This window comes from Amycolatopsis sp. NPDC049688 (assembly GCF_040674975.1).
Taxonomy (GTDB): Bacteria; Actinomycetota; Actinomycetes; order Mycobacteriales; family Pseudonocardiaceae; genus Amycolatopsis.
Genome location: NZ_JBFANY010000002.1, coordinates 388,926 through 407,656, shown reverse-complemented (window position 1 = coordinate 407,656; position 18,731 = coordinate 388,926). Strand labels below are relative to the sequence as shown.

Here is an 18,731-nt window from a genome sequence, read left to right as displayed (position 1 = left end):
CCGGCCGTCCCGCGTCCGCTACTCGCCGATGACCGGCGGTGCGGTCAGCTCGTCGGTCCCGAAGATGTCGTTCGGGTCGTCGCCGAGCAGGTACTTCGACGTGCGTTCCTCGTCGCCGCCGCCCTGGCCCTTGGCGCCGCCGGGGTGCATACCGCCCATGCCGCCCATCCCGGAGGCCCCGGCGCGGCCCGCCCCGGCCGTGCCCGCGCCGGCCGCACCACCCGCGCCGGCACCCAGGCCGCCGCGGCCCGCGCCCGCGCCGCCGGGCATGGCCGCGCCGGTCGAGCCGCCGGGCCCGAAGCCCGCGCCGCCCGGGCCGAAGCCCGCCGACGGGTCGCCGATGCCGCCCGACCCGCCGGGCCCGAAACCGCCGCCGGGGATCGAGAAGTCGCCCGCGCCACCCGCGCCACCCGCGCCACCCGAGCCGCTGGGCCCGAAGCCGCCGGCCCCGGGGATCTTCGGCGGGGTAAAGCCCGACGAGTGGGTGCCGTCGGTGAAGTTCGGCGGGGCATAGTTGCCGCCACCCGGGAGCTTCGACGGGTCGAAGTTCCCGCCCGGCACCTTCGAGGGGTCGAAGTTCGGCGGCTTGCCCGGGTCGAACCCCGGCACCTTCGACGGGTCGAAGCCGCCGCCGGGCGTGTTCGGCCCGCCGGGGAAGGACGGCACCCCGCCCGGCCCCGGCATGTTCACGCCGCCGGGGACCGAACCGGTGCCGTTCGGGTTCCCGTTGCCGGTGCTGCCGTCGTCGCCCGGCTTCTTCTTGCCGTTCTTGCCGCCGTCGACGTTGACGTTCTCCTGCTGTCCCTGCAGCGCGGAGTACGTCGGCATCTTCTGGCCGTTGTCGTTGCTCGCCTTGTAGTAGGTGTTGAAGGCGTCGACGTTGGCCTGGCCCTTGGCGTTGTAGTCGCGGATCGCCCGGTCGGTGTCGGTCGTCCACGGCGTGATCGCGTTGAGCAGGTTGTTCTTCGGCGGGTCCTTCGGCACCTGCTGCACCTGCGCGTGCACCGTGGTGAACGCGTTGTGCTGCTCGCCGAGGTACTTGTCGGAATCGGTGAGCTTGGTGCCGGAGTCCTCCATCCACACCCGCAGGGGGTGGGCGCCGGCCTGCTGCGCCGCCTCGGCGCCGCCGCCCGTCCAGGCCGCGTCCATCTCCTTCGCCAGGTCGTCGATGGTGCCGAGACGTTCGGAGTAGGCGCCCTTCAGCCGGCTGGCGGCCGCCTGCCCGTTTTCGATCGAGCCCGGGCCGGGACCGGTGGTGATCTTCTCCCAGATGTCGTAGCAGTCGATCTTGCGGTCGCCCTGCACCGACGTGTGGTCGTCCGAATGCGTGGTGGCCATGTTGTACGCGGCGAAGCCGCCCAGGAGCACCAGTTCCAGCATCTCAGCCTCCCAAGGTGTGGATCATCGCGTCGCCGAACTTCTGCGCCACCGAGCACGGGTCCGACGCGCCGGCGCCGTTGTCGTACTGGACCAGGACGTTCACCGCCAGCTGGTCGGTCACCCCGACGAACAGGCCGCACTTGCCGTTCTTGCGGTCGTCCACCGCCGCGGCGAAGACGGACGGGTAGCCCCCATAGGCCTGGGACTCGCCCCAGTAGGCGTCGTTCGCCTTGGTGTCGTAGACGTCCTGCAGCCCGTTCTTGTTCGCCGTCACCGTCGTGACGTCGATCTGGTTGCCCGGGTCGGCGGACTCCTGGAACGTGCAGCTCGGGCCGTTGCCGGTGGAGCGCGGCCGCCCCTCGCCGAGGCCCAGTGAGGAACGCGCGGATGCGTCGATCGTGGCGCAGGCGTCCGAGGTGATCGACGCGGTGTTCAGCGGCCTCGGCACGTGCGGCGCGGTGTCGGCGGTGGAGCGGCTGGTCTCGCTGCCCGATTCGGCCGTCGACGGTGCCGGGTTGGCCGTGCCCCTGGTCTTGCCGGCGCAGCCGGCGAGGGCGAGCACGGCGAAGGCCAGCGCGGGGACGGCGATCAGTCGTCGGTTCACGTGGCCCGGTTCCCCTTCGCCAGGTCGGCCTGGGTGTCCGACTCCTTGGTGGTGATCTTCTGCTTGGCGGCGGTGAGCGCGTCGATGTAGTTCTTGACGTACTCCTGCATCTTCCGGTTCTGCTCGAGGAACGCCTTGCCGGACGGGTTGGCCAGCTTCTCCCAGTCGCTGCTGGCGAACTCCTTGCCGGGCGCCTTGACGTTCGCCATCAGGTTGGCGTCGTCGTAGTCGCGCTTCAGGTCGGCCTGCAGGTCCTGCCACTTCTTGATGACGCCGTCGATCTTGTCGGCGTCGAAGGTGAACCCGCCGCCCCCACCGGCCGGCGCGGACATGTTGACCTCGTTACCCATCCCGCTCCATCCCCTTCGCATCCGGCGCCCATTCTCCTCCGACGCCGCCGTCGTGTCCGGGGTTCCCCGGAAAGCGTGAAGGCGGGCCACCCACCAGGGGTGACCCGCCTTCTCACGACGTTAACTGTCTTACTGCGCGACAGCCTTGACCTCGAGCCGCACGTCGACCTTGACGTCCGGGTGCAGCCGGGCGCCGACCGAGTGCTTGCCCACGGTCTTGATGTGGTCGCGCAGCTCGATGACGCGCTTGTCGAGCAGCGGGCCACCGGCCGCCTTGATCGCGTCGACGATCTCGCCGGCGGTGATCGAACCGAAGAGCTTCTTCGAGCCCTCGGCCGCCTTGCCGGTGAGCTGGATGGCGCCGAGGCCCTCCAGCGTCGCCTTGATTTCCTTGGCGTGGTCGAGGTCGCGGATGCGACGGCTCTCCTGCGCGCGCTGGATGGTGCGCACGTTCTTCTCCGCGCCCTTGGAGGCCGCGATCGCGTAGCCCCGCGGGAGCAGGTAGTTGCGCGCGTAGCCGTCCTTGACCTCGACGATGTCGCCGGGGCCGCCCAGGTTGGCCACGTCCGTGGTGAGGATGATCTTCGCCATTTTCGGTGCCCTCCCTTAGCGCGCGGTCGAGGTGTAGGGCAGCAGCGCCATCTCGCGGGAGTTCTTGACCGCGATGGCGATGTCACGCTGGTGCTGGCTGCAGTTGCCGGTGACGCGACGGGCACGGATCTTGCCGCGGTCGGAGATGTACTTCCGCAGCAGGTTGGTGTCCTTGTAGTCGATCAGTTCCGGGCGGCCCTTCTTCTCGGCCTTGCAGAACACGCAGACCTTCTTCTTGGGCTTGCGGATGGGTGGCTTGGCCACTGTCTACTCCTGGTAATTCAAATCTTTGTGGATGTGTACGAGATCAGAAGGGGGGCTCGTCCGAGAAGCCGCCGCCACCGCTGCTCGCGGCGGGCGCGGAACCCCACGGGTCGTCGGCCGGCATTCCGCCACCGCCGCCGCGGTTCCCACCGCCGCCACCGCCGCCGCCGAAGTCACCGCCGCCACCGCGGCTGACCTTGTTGACCTTGGCCGTGGCGTAGCGCAGCGAGGGGCCGATCTCGTCGACCTCGAGCTCGACGACGGTCCGCTTCTCGCCTTCCTTGGTCTCGAACGACCGCTGCTTCAGGCGGCCCTGCACGACGACGCGGGCGCCGCGGGTCAGGGACTCGGCGACGTTCTCCGCCGCCTGGCGCCAGATGTTGCAGCGCAGGAACAGCGCCTCGCCGTCCTTCCACTCGCCGGACTGCCGGTCGAGGGTGCGCGGGGTGGACGCGACGGTGAAGTTCGCGACCGCCGCACCGGACGGGGTGAAGCGCAGTTCCGGGTCGGACGTCAGGTTGCCGACCACCGTGATGACGGTGTCTCCAGCCATCGGGGTTCCCCTCGGGCTCAGGCCTTGGCGGCAGCGGGCTTGGCCGCGGCGCGCTTGACCTCGCGGCGCATGACCTTGGTGCGGAGCACGGTCTCCTGCAGCGACAGCTGCCGGTCGAGCTCCTTGACCGCGTCGGCCGAGGAGTTCAGGTCGAGCAGCGCGTAGATGCCCTCGGCGTGCTTCTTGATCTCGTACGAAAGGCGGCGGCGGCCCCAGACGTCGACCTTCTCCACGGAACCGCCCGAAGTGCGGATCACGTTGAGGAAGTTGTCCAGCGTGGGGGCGACCGTGCGCTCGTCGAGCGTGGGGTCCAGGATGACCATTACCTCGTAATGGCGTGACACAACCACTCACCTCCTATGGGCTCGCGGCCACGGACTGTCCGTGGCAGGAGGGTTTGTCCAGGTAAGGCTACCTGGGGGCACCGGCAGGGCCGGACGCCGGGGGGGTCAGGCGGCGCGGCGCAGCACCCAGGTGCGGACCAGCCCGGCGGTGACACCGGCGAGCACGATCACCGCGATGAGCATGGGCAGCTGCACGTCGTTCGACGCGCCGTTCGAGGCCAGCGACTGCGCGTTGCCCGCGTCGCGGATGTCCGCGCCCTGGCCGCTCTGGTCGCCCACGCCCGCCTGCGGGGCGGAGGCGTCACCGGGGAGGGTGCCGTTCGCCGGGTAGCGCACGCCGGGCGCGACGGCCGTGCCGGCGGTCGCCGTCGGGATGCCGCTGTAGTCGCGCATCGGGGCGCTGCCGCCCGTGCCGCCGGCGGTGCCGGGGTTGAGGTTCGAGAGGTTGCCGGACGCGCCACCGGGTGCGGTGCCGGCGCTGCCCTGCGGGGCGCCCGTGTCGCTGCGTCCGGCCGGGGTGCTCGGGGCGACGTAGTTGCTCGCGAGCAGGGTGAGGCCGCAGCCCTTGGCGACCGTGCTCTCGACGCTGTCGAGGGTCTTGTTCCAGTCGAGGCCGAGGCCCCAGGTGCCGGAGTTGGCCAGCGCGGTGCGCACCGCCTTGCCGATCGCGGCGCCGGTCGCCTCCCCGCCCGTGGCGTTCGGCACCTGGCCGACCGGGATCGAGTGGTTCTTGGCGATGGAATCGCCCGCCCAGCTGCCGATCGCCAGGGTGCCGGCGTTGTTCGCGCCGTTCGTGACCAGCGTCTTGACCGAAGCCCCGTCGATCGCCACCTGGTCGCCCATCTGCCCGGTGACCGAGCCGGTGCAGCTGTTGCTGACCAGCGTCGTGGTCGCGGAGGCGGTGCCGGTGGACAGGAACGCACCCCCGGTCACGAAGGCGGCAAGGGCGGCAACGGTCAAAAGCTTCCGCACGAGCACAGTCCTCCGTGGGGTTTCGGGTGTCGTCCTGGACAACAGGATCAACGAGGGGGATACGCGAAAGATACTCGGCAGTCAGATCAATTCGCAGCGGCCATTCGGCGGAGTACCCAGGTGCGGACGAGACCCGCACTGACTCCGGACAGTGCCAGAACCGCGATCAGCAGCGGCAGATTCGACCCGTTCGTGAAACCGTCCGATGCGGACGGTAGCGCTTCGGCCTGGCCCGCCGTCTGGACGCCGGAATTGCCGTCGGCCGTGCCGTCCGGGCCGGTGAGGCCGTACTGCGGCGCGTAACCCGGGATCTGGCTGCCGTACCGGATCGCCGGCGACGGCGTGAAGAGCCCGGCCGTCGCGAACGGGATGCCGCTGTAGTCGCGCATCGGCGCGTAGCCCGTGCCGAGGGTGAAGGGGAAGCCACCGAACACCGGGGTGCTCGAAAAACCGGGCAGCAGCGGGCTGTTCGCGTCCGGGATCGGCGTGGTGCCCGCCGGGGTGCCGCCCTGCTGAGGGGCGCCACCGGTGCCGCCCTGGGCCGGCGGCTGCTGCGGGCTGCCACCCGTGCCGGGCTGCGGCGACGACTGCCTGCTGCCCCCGCTCACCGCGCTCAGGCCCTGCTGGGCGCCGCTCGTCACACCTTGGACGCCCTGGTTGATCGCGCTCGCCGCGGGCGCGCCGACCACCGGTACCGGGGAGACGACGGTGTTCACCACGTTCACCGTGACCTGGCAGAGCGTGCCGAGGATGGCGTTGATCGTGCCGGTCAGCACCTTGGTGCCCTCGGTGACCACGCCGAGGTTCAAGGGGAGGCCGAGCAGCGGTGTGGTGGCCTTGACCGTGTCGCCGGGCTTGGCGCTGATCGTGTCGCCGCACTTGGCCGTGATGGTGTCGGCGGAGGCGGTGCCGGGCAGGCCGAGCACGGCCGAACCCGCGAGGACGACCGCCGCCGCACCGACCGCTGTAGCCCTCCGTGTCCGATCCTGCATGCTCGCCACCCCTGGTCTCGTCGCCTACTTACCAGTACAACGACGCTAAGGCAGCCGGGTGACGCCCGCCGGTTCAGAAATGTCCGGCATTCGGGTGGAAGCGGACGTCACCGTGCGTCAGGCCGGGCTGCGGCGGATCCAGGCCCGGACGAGCGCCGCCGCGACGACCGCCAGCGCCAGCACCGCGAGCAGCATCGGCAGCTTCGCCGGCGGGGTGCCGCCGGGCAGCGCTTCCGCGGTGCCGGACTTCTGCTCGTCGACGGTCGGCGGGACCTGCTGCCCGGGGATGATCTGCGCGATCACCGGGGCCTGCACCAGGCTGCCCGGCAGCAGGGCGGCGTTGGTGAAGATGCCCGAGATCGTGTCACCCGGCAGGCCCGCGTTGCCCGGGGCGGTGACCACCGGGCCGGTGCTGTTGCCGGGCGGGTTCGGCACCGGGCCCGGGCCCGGCGGGTTCGGCACGGGTGGTGCGGGTGGCGTGGGCTGGGGCGGGTTCGGGCCCGGCGGCGCCGGCGGGAGCGGCGGCAGGGGCAGCGGCGGCAGGGGCAGTGGCGGCAGCTCGGCGGCCAAGCCCTGGGTCAGGTTGCCGACGGCGTTGACCGTGCCCTGCGCGGCCGGGCAGACGCCCTTCGCCGCCGCGTCGCCGACCAGCGGCAGCCGGCCGAGGCCGAGCGCCTTCACGGTGTCGCCGAGCGGCAGCGTCAGCAGCGGCGCCGACCCGTTCGTGTTCTGCGAGCTCGAGTCGAGGCCGACAGTGAGCTGGTTCGGGGCGTTCAGCGGGGCGCCCGCGTCGAGCGTCAGCCCGGAAGCACTCCCCTGCTGCAGGGTGGCCTCGCAGCTCCCGCCGAGGGTGGGGTTGGTTGCCGCGGCGGCAGGCGCCGCCAGCGCGGCCGAAGCCGCGAGCGTGAACCCCAGCGCGGTGATCCGGGCGGCGTGCTTCCCCATCGGTGCCCTCCGGCAGTCGGACCAATCTGGATCACGGAACGCGCTCACGGTACTCCACTTGCGTCACCAACCGGGCCCACCGGCCGGAAACGGGCTCCGGAGTAGCGTGCTCGGCATGCTGATTGGCGCCCATGTCCGTGACGACGACCCGTTGACCGCGGTCGCCGAACGCAAAGCCGACGTCGTCCAGTTCTTCCTCTCCGACCCGCAGGGCTGGAAGGCCCCGAAGCCGCACCCGCACGGCGAAGCCATCGCGGCCGACCCGGTCGAGGTGTTCATCCACTCGCCGTACCTGATCAACGTGGCTTCGCTGAACAACCGGATCCGGATCCCGTCGCGGAAGAACGTCACCCAGCACGCGGACGGCGCCGCGGCCATCGGCGCCAAGGGCCTGATCGTGCACGGCGGGCACATCGGCGCGAACGACGACGTCGAGGCCGGCCTGGAGAACTGGCGCAAGCTCTTCGAGCGCGAGCAGGAGAAGGGCGGCTTCAAGGTCCCGATCCTGATCGAGAACACCGCCGGCGGCGAGAACGCGATGACCCGCGACCTCGAGGTGCTCGACCGGCTGTGGGACAAGGTCGGCGAGTTCGGCGCCGGGTTCTGCCTGGACACCTGCCACGCGTTCGCCGCGGGCTGGGACCTCGCCACCGCCGTCGAGAAGGTCCGGGCCATCACCGGCCGGATCGACCTGGTGCACCTGAACAACTCCCGCGACGAGTTCGGCTCGACCCGCGACCGGCACGCGAACGTCATCGAAGGCGAAGGCACCATCGACCCCGAGGTGCTGGTCGCGGTCGCGCGCGAGGCGGGCGCCCCGGTCGTCGTCGAGACGCCGCCCGACGGCCAGGCCGCCGACATCGCCTACCTGCGCGAACAGCTCGGTTGAACGACTGGGTTCAAACGCCTACGGCCTTCCGGCGGCGCCGGGTGGCGTTCGGGATGATCACGTCCCGGGCGCCGTCCAGGACGCCGCCGGCCGGGTCGTCGTCGCCGTCCAGCCGCACCAGGTCGGCCGCCGGGCGCCAGACCTCCCGGACCACCAGCACGCACAGCCCGGCGACGGCGAGGTCGCGGACCACGACGGTGCCGAGGAACCAGCCCTCGGGCAGGCCCTTGTGGTCGATGCCGAGGTAGTAGAACATCCGCGGCACCCAGACGACGGCGTCGATCAGCATCCAGCCGAGCAGCAGCCGCCAGCGCGGGATGGCCAGCACGGCCAGCGGCACCAGCCACAGCGAGTACTGCGGGCTCCACACCTTGTTGGTGAGCAGGAACGCGGCCACCACCAGGAACGCGAGCTGGCCGACGCGCGGCCGTCGCGGCGCGGCGAGGGCGAGGTAGGCGATCCCGGCGCAGCAGGCCAGGAACAGCACGGCCACCGTGATGTTGAGGTACGTCGGCGTCTGGTTCTTCTGCAGCACGCCGTCGAACCCGGCCCAGCCGGTGGTGTACGAGAAGACGTTGTACAGCGAGTCCGGGTCCATCGGCCGCAGCGCGCTCATCCGGAAGAACTCCCACCAGCCGCGGGTGGTGAACAGGATGAACGGCGCGTTCACCGCCAGCCACGTCACGACGGCGGTGATCGCGGTCTTCCAGAACGGCGTCAGCTTGCCTGCGCGCAGGCACAGCACGAACAGCACGCCGAGCAGGAAGAGCGGGTAGAGCTTGGCGGTCGCGCCGAGGCCGAGCAGCAGGCCGGCGAGCACCGGGCGGCGGCGGGCCCAGGCGAGCAGGCCGGTCGCGGTGAACGCGGTCGCGAGCGCGTCGAAGTTGGTGAAGGCGTGCACCAGCACCAGCGGCGAGACCGCCACCAGCACCATGTCCCACGGACGGCGTCTCGTCGTCCGGCCGGTCGCCCACACGGTGACCAGCCACGCGGCCGACAGGAAGAACGCGGTGATGTCGAAGTAGATCGCCACCGGCAGCGCGCCGGGGAGCCAGCCGGCCTCGGCGACGTTCAGCCAGCCCGCCGCGAGCTTCGCGTTCACCCACTGGAAGAGGCCGGTGAGCACCGGGTACTCCATGTACCGCGTGTTGTCCTCGGCGGTCTGCGAGCTTTCCTTCCACGACGTGGCGTACGGGAAGGTGCCCGGCCGGTCGAGCCGCTCGGAGCCGTAGAGCGGGACGATGTCGGAGTAGCACATCGCGACGAACGGGCGGCCCGCGCGCCAGTCGAGCTGGGTGTTCCCGTTGGCGTCCTGGTACTGCTGGATGCAGGAGCCCTTGCCGAACCAGCACAGCATCAGCGCCAGCGTGGCCAGGAGCAGCCCGACGCGCTGGGGTGACCAGAACCAGTGCCTGCCGACCGCCGCGTGTTCACCGAGCGGGCCGCCGAGGGGTCTGGTGACCGCCGCCGCGAGGGGGTCGGTCCAGCTCGGGACGACCCGTTCCGCCCGGGTCAGCGTCACGGGTCCGGGGTCAGCCTCCCGCGTGGTCTCCTCTGGCACGAGCCGGATGGTATCGGTGATCGGGGTGCGCGGCGGGGAAGCCGGTGATCATGCCGGATTCGCGTAGTACGAGGCCAGGACCTCGGCGGCGGCGCCACGGGTGACGATCTCCTCGCCGGAGCCGTCTTCGACGACCTCGATCCGCTGCCAGTGCGGGGCCGGCAGCAGTTCCCCGAGCCGGGCCGCGACGGCGTCGCGGTGGACGCCCGGTTCGTCGCGGACCGCGCGGCCGGCCAGCACGATCTGCTCCAGGTCGAGCACCTGCACGAGGTCGGCCAGCCCGATGCCGAGGAAGCCGGCGGCGGTCCGCGTGTCGGGGGCCTGCTTGGCCATGATCTCGACGCAGCCGCGGCGCCCGCAGGCGCAGCGTGGCCCGTCGTAGGCGATCGTGGTGTGCCCGAACTCACCGGCGTTGGTCCGCGGGCCGCGGTAGAGCCGCCCGTCGATCAGCAGGCCGACGCCGATCCCGGTGCCGGCGAGGATCACCGCGGTCGCCGTCGGCTCGCCGTGCGGCCACAGCCGGGCGAACGCGGCGGCGTTCGTGTTCTTGTCCAGCGTCACCGGCAGCCCGGTGCGCTGCTCCAGCAGGTCGCGCAGCGGGACGTCGTGCCAGCCGGGCATGTTCGTCGCGTCGCGGACCAGGCCGGCGCGGTGGTCCAGCGGGCCGACCGCGCCGACGCCGAGGCCGAGCACGTCGAAACCGTCGGCGAGTTCGAGCGCGGTGGCGCCCACGGCCTCGACGGCCTGCGCGGGCGTGAAGCCGGCCGGGAGCGGGCCGCCCGCCTCCTCCTCGATTTCGCCGAGGAGGTTGGTGCGGACGACGCGGAACTCGTCGCGGTCGAGGCGCGCGCCGAGCGCGTGCTTGGCGCCGGCCCGGATGCGCAGCTGCGTGCGGGGCTTGCCGACGCCGGCGGACGGCTGGCGCTGCTCGTCCAGCAGGCCGGTGTCGAGCAGTTCGGGCACGATCTTGGAGACGGCCTGCTGGGTGAGCCCGGTGCGTTCGGCCAGCTCGACCCGGCTGAGGCCGCCGGCGCGCAGGATGTGCGTGAGCAGCAGGGCGCGGTTGTGCGCGCGCACGTCGCGCAGGTTCACGCCGGTGTCCGCCATGGACAGGATCTTCGCACGTCTGGTCAATTAGGCAACGCTGTTGTTTAATGACGGGCATGGCGGACGATCTGCGGGTGGGCATCCTCGGCTACGGCATCGGGGGACGCGTCTTCCACGCACCCCTGGTGGCGGCGACGCCCGGGCTGACCCCGGCGGTGATCACGACGTCGAGCAGCGCCGCCCAGGCGCGCACCGACCACCCGGGTGCCGAAATCGTGCCGGACGCCGACGCCCTGTTCGAGCGCGCCGGCAACCTCGACCTGGTCGTCGTCAGCACGCCCAACCGCACGCACGTCCCCCTCGCGCTGCGGGCGATCGAAGCCGGCCTGCCGGTGGTCGTCGACAAGCCCTTCGCGCCGACCGCGGCCGAGGCCGAGCAGGTCGTCGCCGCGGCGAAGGCGGCGGGCGTCGGCCTGACGGTCTTCCAGAACCGGCGCCTCGACTCCGACTTCCTCACCGTCCGGAAGGTCCTCGAGTCCGGCCGGCTCGGCGAGGTGTTCCGCTTCGAGTCCCGCTACGACCGCTGGGTGCCGAAGCCCAAGAACAACTGGCGCGAGTTCGGCGACCCGGCCGAGGCCGGCGGCCTGCTCTACGACCTCGGCGCGCACATCGTCGACCAGGCACTGCAGCTGTTCGGCCCGGTCACCCGCGTCTACGCCGAGGCCGACCGCCGCCGGGCCGGCGTCCAGGTCGACGACGACGTCTTCGTCGCGCTGACGCACGCGAACGGCGTCCGGTCGCACCTGTGGTCCTCGGCGCTCGCGGGCATCCAGAACCCGCGGTTCCGGGTCCTCGGCGACCGGGCGACGTTCACGAAGTACGGCCTCGACGTGCAGGAACCGCAGATCAAGGCCGGGCTGCGGCCCGGGGACGCGGGCTGGGGCGAAGAGCCCGCGGCGGACGCCGGCAAGCTCGGCGTCGGCCCGGACGTGGAGACCGTGCCCACCGAAACCGGCCGCTACGAGCAGTTCTACGCCCAGGTCCGCGACGCGCTGCGCGGCGAAGGCGAGTTCCCGGTCGATCCGGAATCGTCGGTCGCGGCCCTGCGCGTCATCGAGGCCGCCCACCGCTCCGGCGTCGAAGGCACCGTGGTCGAACTCTGACCCCCTGACCGGCCGTGACCTCGGTGACCCCCAGCTCCGAGGTCACGGCCTCCTTCTTTTGCGCACCACGAGGAGTACCGCGCCGAGCACGAGCACACCGCCGGCCGCCCATAGCGCAATGACCCACCACGGAGTGCCGCTGTCCGGCTCTGCGGACAAGGCGGCCACCGGGTCGATCAGTCCGTAGCCGTATTCGCTGTCCCGGCCGGGCGGGCCGAGGTCCTTCGCCGTCCGGGCCAGCTGGTCGGTGACCTGCGCCGCGGTCAGGTCCGGGTACCGCGACCGGACCAGCGCGACCACGCCGGACACGATCGCGGCGGCCTGGCTCGTGCCGGACGTCGGCGTCTTCTCGCCGGGACGGGATGTCGAGATGTCGACACCGGGGGCCGCGAAACTCACCTCCGGGCCGGACACGCTGACGTCGTCGCGGAACTTCCCGGCCCGGTCGACCGCCGACACCGCCAGCACGCCCGGGCGGTCCGCGGGGCTGGTCACCTCGCGGTCCTCGCCCGCGTTGCCCGCCGCCGCGACGACGACCACGTCGTGGTCACGCGCGTAGTTCACGGCTTCGTCGTACGCGGTGGTCCGCCCGCCGCTGCCGAGCGACAGGTTGACGACCTTGGCGCCCTGGTCCACGGCCCAGCGGACGGCGGCGACCGCGTCCGCCGGCCCCCCGGTCAGCCGGGCGGGCAGGATCTCCGCCTTCGGGGCGACCCCGCGGGTGCCGGCGGTCCCGCGGCCGGCGATGAGCAGGGCCATGGTCGTCCCGTGCCCGATGGCGTCCCCCGCGGGCGCGCCGAGGTCGGGGAAGTCCGCGCCGGGCCGCACCGCGCCGTCGAGGTCGGGGTCCGCGGCGACACCGGTGTCGATCAGGCCGACCCGCACGCCGGCGCCTTCGGAGAGCGGCCACGCGGCGGGCAGCCCGAGCTCGTCGGCCCAGTACGGCCCGGCGGCGTCCGCGGTCGCCGGCCACGCCAGCAGGACGACGAGGGTGAGAGGAACGAGTTTCCGCATGGCCTTCCCGACGGATGATCGCGGGACGGGCGTCCCGCGATCATCCTGGCAGACTCAGGGGCCGAAATTCGCCTGTCCGGTGTCGTTGCCGTTGCCGCGCCCGGGACCGCGGCCGTCACGCCGGTCGCGTCCGCGGTTCTGCTGCTGCTGTTGCTGCTGGTCCTGGTTGCCGCCGCGGCCGAAGGTGAAGTCCTGCTGTTGTTGCTGCTGCTGGATCTGTTGCTGCTGCTGTTGTTGTTCCTGCTGGAGCTGCAGCTGGAACTGGTCGTCCTGCGGCGAGGTGATCGCCTGCACGCGGTCGAACCGTTCCCCCGGCTTCCCGGCCAGGTAGAGCTGCATGAACCGCTGCCACACCGGGCCGGCCACGAGGGACGGGGTCAGCGGCTGGCCGGTCGGGCCGCGCAGCGCCTTGTCGCCGTCGCCGCCCACCCACACCGCGGCCGAGACCGACGGCGTGTAGCCCACCATCCACGTCTGGGAGTTCGTGTTCGCCGCGGACGCCGGTTCGTCCGCGGCCGGGGTGTGCTGCTGGGTGCCGGTCTTGCCGGCGCACTCGTGCCCGGACGGGCAGGTCAGCCGGGAGAACGGGATCACCGGGGCCAGCGCGGCGGTGACGTTCCCGGCGATCTGCTGGCTCTTGCCGCGGTCGTTGTCCGCGAACGCGTCCGTCGGGCGCACGTCGGCCTCGTAGGCGGTCTCGCCCTGGGCGTTCGTCACCTTCTGCACGAAGTGGCGGCCGCGCTGGACCCCGCCGGAGGCGAAGGTCGCGTACGCCGCGGCCATGTCCGCCGGGGTGACCGCGGTCTGGCCGCCGCCGATGGAGATGTTGTTGTCCCCGGTGAACAGCACACTGCGGCCGCCGTTCTCCTTCGTGCGGATGCCCGCCTCCTGCGCGGCCTCGGCCACGCCCGACGGCTTGGTCACGTTCAGCACCATGTCGTAGAAGACGGTGTTGGTGGACCGCTGCATCGCCTCGGCCACCGTGCACGTCTCGGAGCAGCTGCTGGTGGTCCCGGCGTTGCGCACCGGTTGCGGCACGTCCGGGAAGGACCGCGGCGAGCGGCCGTCGAACACGGCGTTGAGCCCGCGGCCGTCCTTGAGGAACGCGGTGAGATCGAACGGTTTCATCGACGACCCGGGGTTGTGCGCTTCGTCCGCCCAATCGCGCCCGGCCTGGTCCTCGCCGTTGGGGCCCTTCACGATCGGCGCCCCGCCGTAGTAGGCGAGCACGCCGCCGGACCGCGGGTCGACGGCGACCAGCGCGTCGAGGATGCGGTCGTCGGTCTGCCCGGCCATGCCCTGCGCGACGGCCTTTTCGGCGCTGTCCTGGGCTTTCGAGTCGATCGTCGTGAACACCTGGAAGCCGCCCGCGTAGTACTTCTCCTCGGGGATGCCCGCGGCGGCCAGCTCGGCCTTGACCTGCTTCTTGATGAACGGGTTGATCGTGGTCCCCTGCCGCGATTCGACGAGCGGGACCGGCGTCGGGAACTTCGCCGCCTTCCGGTCGGCCGCGGTGAGGTAGCCGTTGCGCTGCATGCGGTCCAGGGCGGTGCTCCACCGGTCGCGGGCCACCGTCGGGTTCTCCGACCGGCCCGGCTGCTGGATCAGCCCGGCGAGCAGCGCGGACTCGGAGAAGTTCAGCTGGGCGGCGTCCTTGCCGAAGTACGCCTGCGCCGCCGCCTGGACGCCGTACGCGCCGCGGCCGAAGTAGATGATGTTGAGGTAGGCGGTGATGATGTCCGCCTTCTCGTAGGTCTGGTTCATCTTGAACGACTTCGCGAGCTCGACCCACTTGCGGGTCAGCGTCGGCGCGTCGTCGCCGGAGGAGACCTTGATGTACTGCTGCGAAATCGTCGAACCGCCACCGGAGCCGCCGGTGACCTGGTTGTAGGCGGCCCGCAGGATGCCGGAGACGTCGAAGCCGGAGTTGGTCTCGAAGGACGCGTCCTCGGTGGCGATCACGGCCTTCTTGACGACGTCCGGGATCTGCGTGGGACTGAGGATCTGCCGGTTCCCGCCGGTGGGGACGTCCTTGCCCATCTCGGTGCCGTCGGCGTAGAGGTAGGTGACCGCCTGGCCCTGCGACTGCGCCACCTTGTCCGGCGAAGGCACGTCGACGGAGAAGTACGTGACGACGAAGGCGATCGCGGGAACCACGAAGAACAGCCCGGCCAGCACGTACACCACCCGGCGGACGGTCTTCCAGCGGCGACGGCGGCGCAGGTCCGGCGGCGGGGCGCCGGTGGCGGGCTCATCCGGTTCGTGAGCTTCCTGGGGTTCGTACAGTTCGCCCGGCAGCGGCGGGAGGGGCCGGCGTGGCTGGTAGCGACCACGCGGAACCGGCCGCCGGCCGGGCCTCGAGCGATTTCGGTCGGTGTACACGGGCCGTCCTCGATGCGCAAGTGGGCTGCGGGCGCAGACCCCTCGCACTGCACACGGACCGCGGGCGGAGGTGGTTCACGGAAAACGGGCCCGGCAGGCGGGTGCCTGCCGGGCCCGGTCGATCAGCGGCCGGTCACGGCGCGGTGGCCATGTACTTGCCCCACCACTGCGTGTCGTCGAGCACGTGGTCCCCGTCGAGGTCGAGCGCCCGCTGGGTCATCGGCGCGCCTTCCGTCTTCGCCGAGTCCTTCGGGCCGACGTAGAGCCCGCTCTTCACGTTGTGCAGCCCCTCGGACGTGAACGATTCGGTGTTCGTCAGGGTGCCGAAGCCCCACTGCTGGGCCGTGTCGTTGACGTCGCAGGCCGCCTCGACGATGGCCGCCCCGCTGGCCGTGCTGCCGCCGGCGACCGTGAGGCACAGGTGACTGCCCCGGTCGACGACCTGCACGATGTGCACCAGGCTGGTGCCGCTGCCCTCGGTGCGCAGCTCGTTGAGGTGCCAGTAGTTCGAGGTGAAGGCGTTGCACGCCCGCTGCTCCACGACCGCGCCGTTGGCCGTGGTGTTGCCCCGCAGCAGCAGGCACATCTGCGAGCCGTCGTTGCGGAAGCCCGGGTTGTAGTCGCCCTGCTCGTCCTGGCCGTACGCCGGTTCGAGCGCGGCCGCGTCCCAGGCGACCTTCTCCGAGCCGTCGCCGGTCCGGTCGATCGTGCCCAGGTGCACCTTCGGCACGCCCTTGAAGGGGAACACCCCGAGGTTCATCCAGCCGTTGCTGCTGGTCGACTGGGCCGCGCGGACCGCGACCGGGCCGTTGGCCGTGTCGATCGTGTAGGTCACCGTGCCGCCGTCGCTCATGTGCGCCGGGATGTGCACCTTGACCCTGGCCAGGCCGTCGATCGCGGTGAACGTCCAGGTGCCGGTGATCTGGGTCTTGCGGCCCTCGGCGTCGTCGGCGCGGGTGTGGCTGAACCAGAAGTGCGAGCCGTAGCCGCCGCCGAGCTGGTGCAGGTCGATCTTCGACGACTCGAAGCCGTTCGCGTCCTTGGCGAACGTGAAGTCGAAGCTGCCGAAGTTCTTGCCGATCCCGTTGCAGTTCGGGTTCTGGATCGGCTTGGTGGCGTCCGGCACGTCGTCGACGGTCAGCGCGTCACCGGACAGCCCGACCGTGTTGCAGGCGGGCGGGTAGCTCGTCCCGTTCGCCGGTTCGGCCGCGAAGTCCGGGTAGTCGTAGCGGATGAACTCGTGCCCGCACTCGTTGTCGCAGTCCGACTTGTAGTTCAGCGCGCTGTGCACCCAGCACTTGAGGTCGTACTGGCCCGCGCTGTTCGTGTGCGCGCACGGACCGGCGGGTTCACCGGCGACCTCCGGCGCGTTCGGCGTGTGCGACGAACCCCAGTCGCACGCGTTGTCCCCGGTGCAGAACAGCTGCGGGGCCGGGACCGCCGCCGCCCGGTAGCCCTCGGTGTTCCACCAGGCCGCGCGGAAGAACGGCACCTCGACACCCGGCGCCTCGAACCCGCTCGGCGGGTAGGTGGCGAAGCCGAGCACCTTCTCCTCGTACGGCCACTGCTGCGGGTGCGCGAAGTCGTGCGGGTCGCTGCCGAACGGGTGGCGGGCCGGGTTGTAGCGCGGGTTGGCCGGGTTGTTCAGCCAGCCGAGCCCGTACGCGCCGTTCGTGCCGGCCTCGCCCGGGTTGTGGTACCCCGAGTTGTACGCCCAGGTCGCGTAGAACCAGTTCTCGATCTTCGCCGGGTCGTTGTTGTTGACCTTCATCCCGACGCTCTGCATCAGGTTCCACTTCGAGACGAGGATCCGCAGGCCGGCGGCGACGTTCGCGGCGTAGTCGGTACCCGCCGCGATCTGCTGGTTCGCCGGCAGCAGCGTCTCACCGGGCTTGGCGTGCCCGGCCAGCCGCATGCCGTCGGTGATCTGCGAGACGCCGTAACCGCAGTCGGCGTCGTCCCAGTGGATGTCCCAGTCGTTGCTCGCGTCGGTGTCGTAGATGTCGAGGCCGTAGTAGTTGCCGATCAGGGCGTTGCCGGTCTCGCCGGGCAGCGCGTACCGGCTGGCCTGCCACAGGTTCGACTCCTGGCCGAGGATGCCGAGCATGATCTGCGCCGGCACCTCGCCGCCGGTCGACAGCGCGACCGGCGGGAACATGCCCTGCGGGGTGTAGGCGCTGAGGCCGTTGCCGTTCCAGTTCGCCGGCCGCGACGCGAAGAGGTGCCCCTTGACCGCCATGTCGGCCGCCCACTCCACCTGCTTCGGCTTGGGCTGGTAGACCTGCACGGCGGTGTTGTTGCGCGGCACCGAACAGGTCCGGGCCGGGTCGGTCGTGTCGCTCCAGCGCGGCTTCGGCGTCGAACCCGGGTTGAAGCTGAAGCCGAGCGCCTTGCCGGTCTTCGTGCTCTGGCTCTGGATGTGCACCTGCTCCGGCACGGCCGGGTCCGCGGTGGTGATCTGCGTCTGCGTGCGGGTGACCGCGGCTTCGCCGAGGGTCGAAACCTCGCTGGTCGCGGGCGTGTCCAGCTTCCGCACCGAGGCGGGCAGCGCGGCGAGCGTGTCCGCCTTGCCGGTGATGAACACCCGGCCGCCCGCACCGCCCGCGACGTCGAGCGCGCCGAACTTGCCGCTGGCCAGCGGCGTGACCCCGGCGCCGGGCGCCACCCGGAAGACGCGGGCCTGGTCCTTGTCGCGGTCCATGAACACGACGCCACCGGCCGAGTCGGCGCGGACGCCGAACGGCACGCCGCCGGTGTCCTTGACCAGCCGCGTCCGGCTGCCGTTGTCGCCGACCTTCAGCAGGCCGAGCCGGTCCGCGACCACGAACCCGCCGGCGACGGGCGTCGCCGACGTGACCTGGCCGGCGAGTTCCGTGCGCGGGCTCAGCTTGCCGGTCGCGGCGTCGGCGACGAGCACCCCCGTCTTGCCCAGGTCCTCGTCGGCTTCCTGGGTCAGCGCGGCGGTTTCCCCGGCGCCGCACCCCGGGTTGTAGTACGCCAGCGACGTGCGCACCGGCAGGTTGGTGACCGCGCCGGTGGTGAGGTCGACGACCGCGGTGAGACCGCCGCGGCCGGTCAGCGCTTCCTTGTTGGTGAACCGGCGCGGCGCGTAGACGACGACGGCGCGCTGGCCGGAGCCGGTCACGCACGCGTTGCCGATCCACTGGTCGACGTCCGCGTTCGGCTTGCCGAGGGTGGCGGCGGTCCGCCAGGTGTAGCCGGTCTTGGCCTCGGCCACGAGGACGTGGAACCCGGAGGCGTCGCTGCTGGTGGTCCAGAGCCGGTCGCCGGAGCGCTGCCAGCCCTGGCCGAGCAGCTCGTCACGCTTCGCGGGGTCGACCGCGGGCGGGTCCGCGGGCGGCGCCGGGGTGTTGTTCGCCTGGACCGCTCCCGGCGGCAGCGTGGGGACCGCGTCGGGGTCGGCCGCGGCGGTCGTCACCGGGGCCAGGGTGAGGAAGGCCAATACCGCCACCGCGGCTTTCGGCCAGCTTCGTCTCATTTCTTCCCTCTCTCGCACGCCGGGCGCGCCGAATTCACCGGTCGCCGGGGAAACCGGCATGCGAAATACTTTGAATACGCGACTGACGAATCAGGGAAAGCGTTATCCGGCGGAGCGGTCGGCGGCTCGACGCGGATCGGCGCACGAGAGTGGCGAAGGCAGGGCAATGAACACGGTTCTC

At 71.6% G+C, this 18,731-nt stretch carries 17 protein-coding genes; 2 read left to right on the top strand and 15 right to left on the bottom strand.

Features of this window, described 5'->3' with window-relative positions; all coding sequences use genetic code 11:
• Positions 1-18: 18 nt before the first annotated feature.
• The 10 genes from AB0J55_RS07890 to AB0J55_RS07845 all read right to left on the bottom strand — a co-directional run bounded on the left by AB0J55_RS07890 (position 19) and on the right by AB0J55_RS07845 (position 6,995).
• Positions 19-1,380: a hypothetical protein gene (locus AB0J55_RS07890; RefSeq protein WP_364244384.1), complete on the bottom strand. Its 1,362-nt coding sequence runs from the start codon at positions 1,378-1,380 to the stop codon at positions 19-21.
• Position 1,381: 1 nt separating this feature from the next.
• On the bottom strand, positions 1,382-1,984 hold the full coding sequence (locus tag AB0J55_RS07885) for a DUF3558 domain-containing protein (protein ID WP_364244382.1): 603 nt from the start codon (positions 1,982-1,984) through the stop codon (positions 1,382-1,384).
• Positions 1,981-2,334: a hypothetical protein gene (locus AB0J55_RS07880; RefSeq protein WP_364244380.1), complete on the bottom strand. Its 354-nt coding sequence runs from the start codon at positions 2,332-2,334 to the stop codon at positions 1,981-1,983. Before AB0J55_RS07880 ends, AB0J55_RS07885 begins: the two co-directional genes overlap by 4 nt.
• Positions 2,335-2,463: 129 nt before the next feature.
• A complete protein-coding gene (gene rplI, locus AB0J55_RS07875; protein ID WP_086838958.1) occupies positions 2,464-2,925 on the bottom strand; it encodes a 50S ribosomal protein L9 in 462 nt (153 codons plus the stop codon).
• Between the two features lie 15 nt (positions 2,926-2,940).
• On the bottom strand, positions 2,941-3,189 hold the full coding sequence (rpsR, locus tag AB0J55_RS07870) for a 30S ribosomal protein S18 (RefSeq protein ID WP_003098744.1): 249 nt from the start codon (positions 3,187-3,189) through the stop codon (positions 2,941-2,943).
• A 43-nt stretch (positions 3,190-3,232) separates the two neighbouring features.
• Positions 3,233-3,742, bottom strand: a complete 510-nt coding sequence (locus AB0J55_RS07865) for a single-stranded DNA-binding protein (protein WP_176173897.1) — start codon at positions 3,740-3,742, stop codon at positions 3,233-3,235.
• Between the two features lie 17 nt (positions 3,743-3,759).
• On the bottom strand, positions 3,760-4,086 hold the full coding sequence (rpsF, locus tag AB0J55_RS07860; RefSeq protein WP_200876551.1) for a 30S ribosomal protein S6: 327 nt from the start codon (positions 4,084-4,086) through the stop codon (positions 3,760-3,762).
• 105 nt (positions 4,087-4,191) lie between these two features.
• Positions 4,192-5,064 carry a hypothetical protein gene (locus AB0J55_RS07855; RefSeq protein WP_364244376.1) on the bottom strand — a complete coding sequence of 291 codons (873 nt, stop codon included), beginning with the start codon at positions 5,062-5,064 and terminating at the stop codon, positions 4,192-4,194.
• An 80-nt stretch (positions 5,065-5,144) separates the two neighbouring features.
• Positions 5,145-6,050, bottom strand: a complete 906-nt coding sequence (locus tag AB0J55_RS07850) for a hypothetical protein (protein ID WP_364244373.1) — start codon at positions 6,048-6,050, stop codon at positions 5,145-5,147.
• A gap of 117 nt (positions 6,051-6,167) precedes the next feature.
• Entirely contained in the window at positions 6,168-6,995 is an 828-nt protein-coding gene (locus AB0J55_RS07845; RefSeq protein ID WP_364244370.1) for a hypothetical protein, read from the bottom strand.
• A gap of 115 nt (positions 6,996-7,110) precedes the next feature.
• Here AB0J55_RS07845 and AB0J55_RS07840 point away from each other — a divergent pair, with 115 nt between their 5' ends.
• Positions 7,111-7,884: a deoxyribonuclease IV gene (locus tag AB0J55_RS07840; protein WP_364244368.1), complete on the top strand. Its 774-nt coding sequence runs from the start codon at positions 7,111-7,113 to the stop codon at positions 7,882-7,884.
• A 10-nt stretch (positions 7,885-7,894) separates the two neighbouring features.
• Here AB0J55_RS07840 and AB0J55_RS07835 read toward each other — a convergent pair whose 3' ends face one another.
• Positions 7,895-9,445, bottom strand: a complete 1,551-nt coding sequence (locus tag AB0J55_RS07835; RefSeq protein ID WP_364244365.1) for a glycosyltransferase 87 family protein — start codon at positions 9,443-9,445, stop codon at positions 7,895-7,897.
• 48 nt (positions 9,446-9,493) lie between these two features.
• Positions 9,494-10,552, bottom strand: coding sequence for an ROK family transcriptional regulator (locus tag AB0J55_RS07830; protein WP_364245949.1), 1,059 nt, complete (start codon positions 10,550-10,552; stop codon positions 9,494-9,496).
• 56 nt (positions 10,553-10,608) lie between these two features.
• Between AB0J55_RS07830 and AB0J55_RS07825 the strand changes: the two genes are divergently transcribed.
• The gene (locus AB0J55_RS07825; protein ID WP_364244362.1) at positions 10,609-11,655 is read left to right on the top strand and encodes a Gfo/Idh/MocA family oxidoreductase; all 1,047 of its coding nucleotides are present in this window, start codon (positions 10,609-10,611) and stop codon (positions 11,653-11,655) included.
• A 42-nt stretch (positions 11,656-11,697) separates the two neighbouring features.
• Here AB0J55_RS07825 and AB0J55_RS07820 read toward each other — a convergent pair whose 3' ends face one another.
• From AB0J55_RS07820 to AB0J55_RS07810, 3 genes are all read right to left on the bottom strand, one after another.
• Entirely contained in the window at positions 11,698-12,669 is a 972-nt protein-coding gene (locus tag AB0J55_RS07820; RefSeq protein ID WP_364244359.1) for a S8 family serine peptidase, read from the bottom strand.
• A 54-nt stretch (positions 12,670-12,723) separates the two neighbouring features.
• Entirely contained in the window at positions 12,724-15,051 is a 2,328-nt protein-coding gene (locus tag AB0J55_RS07815; RefSeq protein ID WP_364244356.1) for a transglycosylase domain-containing protein, read from the bottom strand.
• 133 nt (positions 15,052-15,184) lie between these two features.
• A complete protein-coding gene (locus tag AB0J55_RS07810; RefSeq protein WP_364244353.1) occupies positions 15,185-18,550 on the bottom strand; it encodes an RICIN domain-containing protein in 3,366 nt (1,121 codons plus the stop codon).
• Positions 18,551-18,731: the final 181 nt, after the last annotated feature.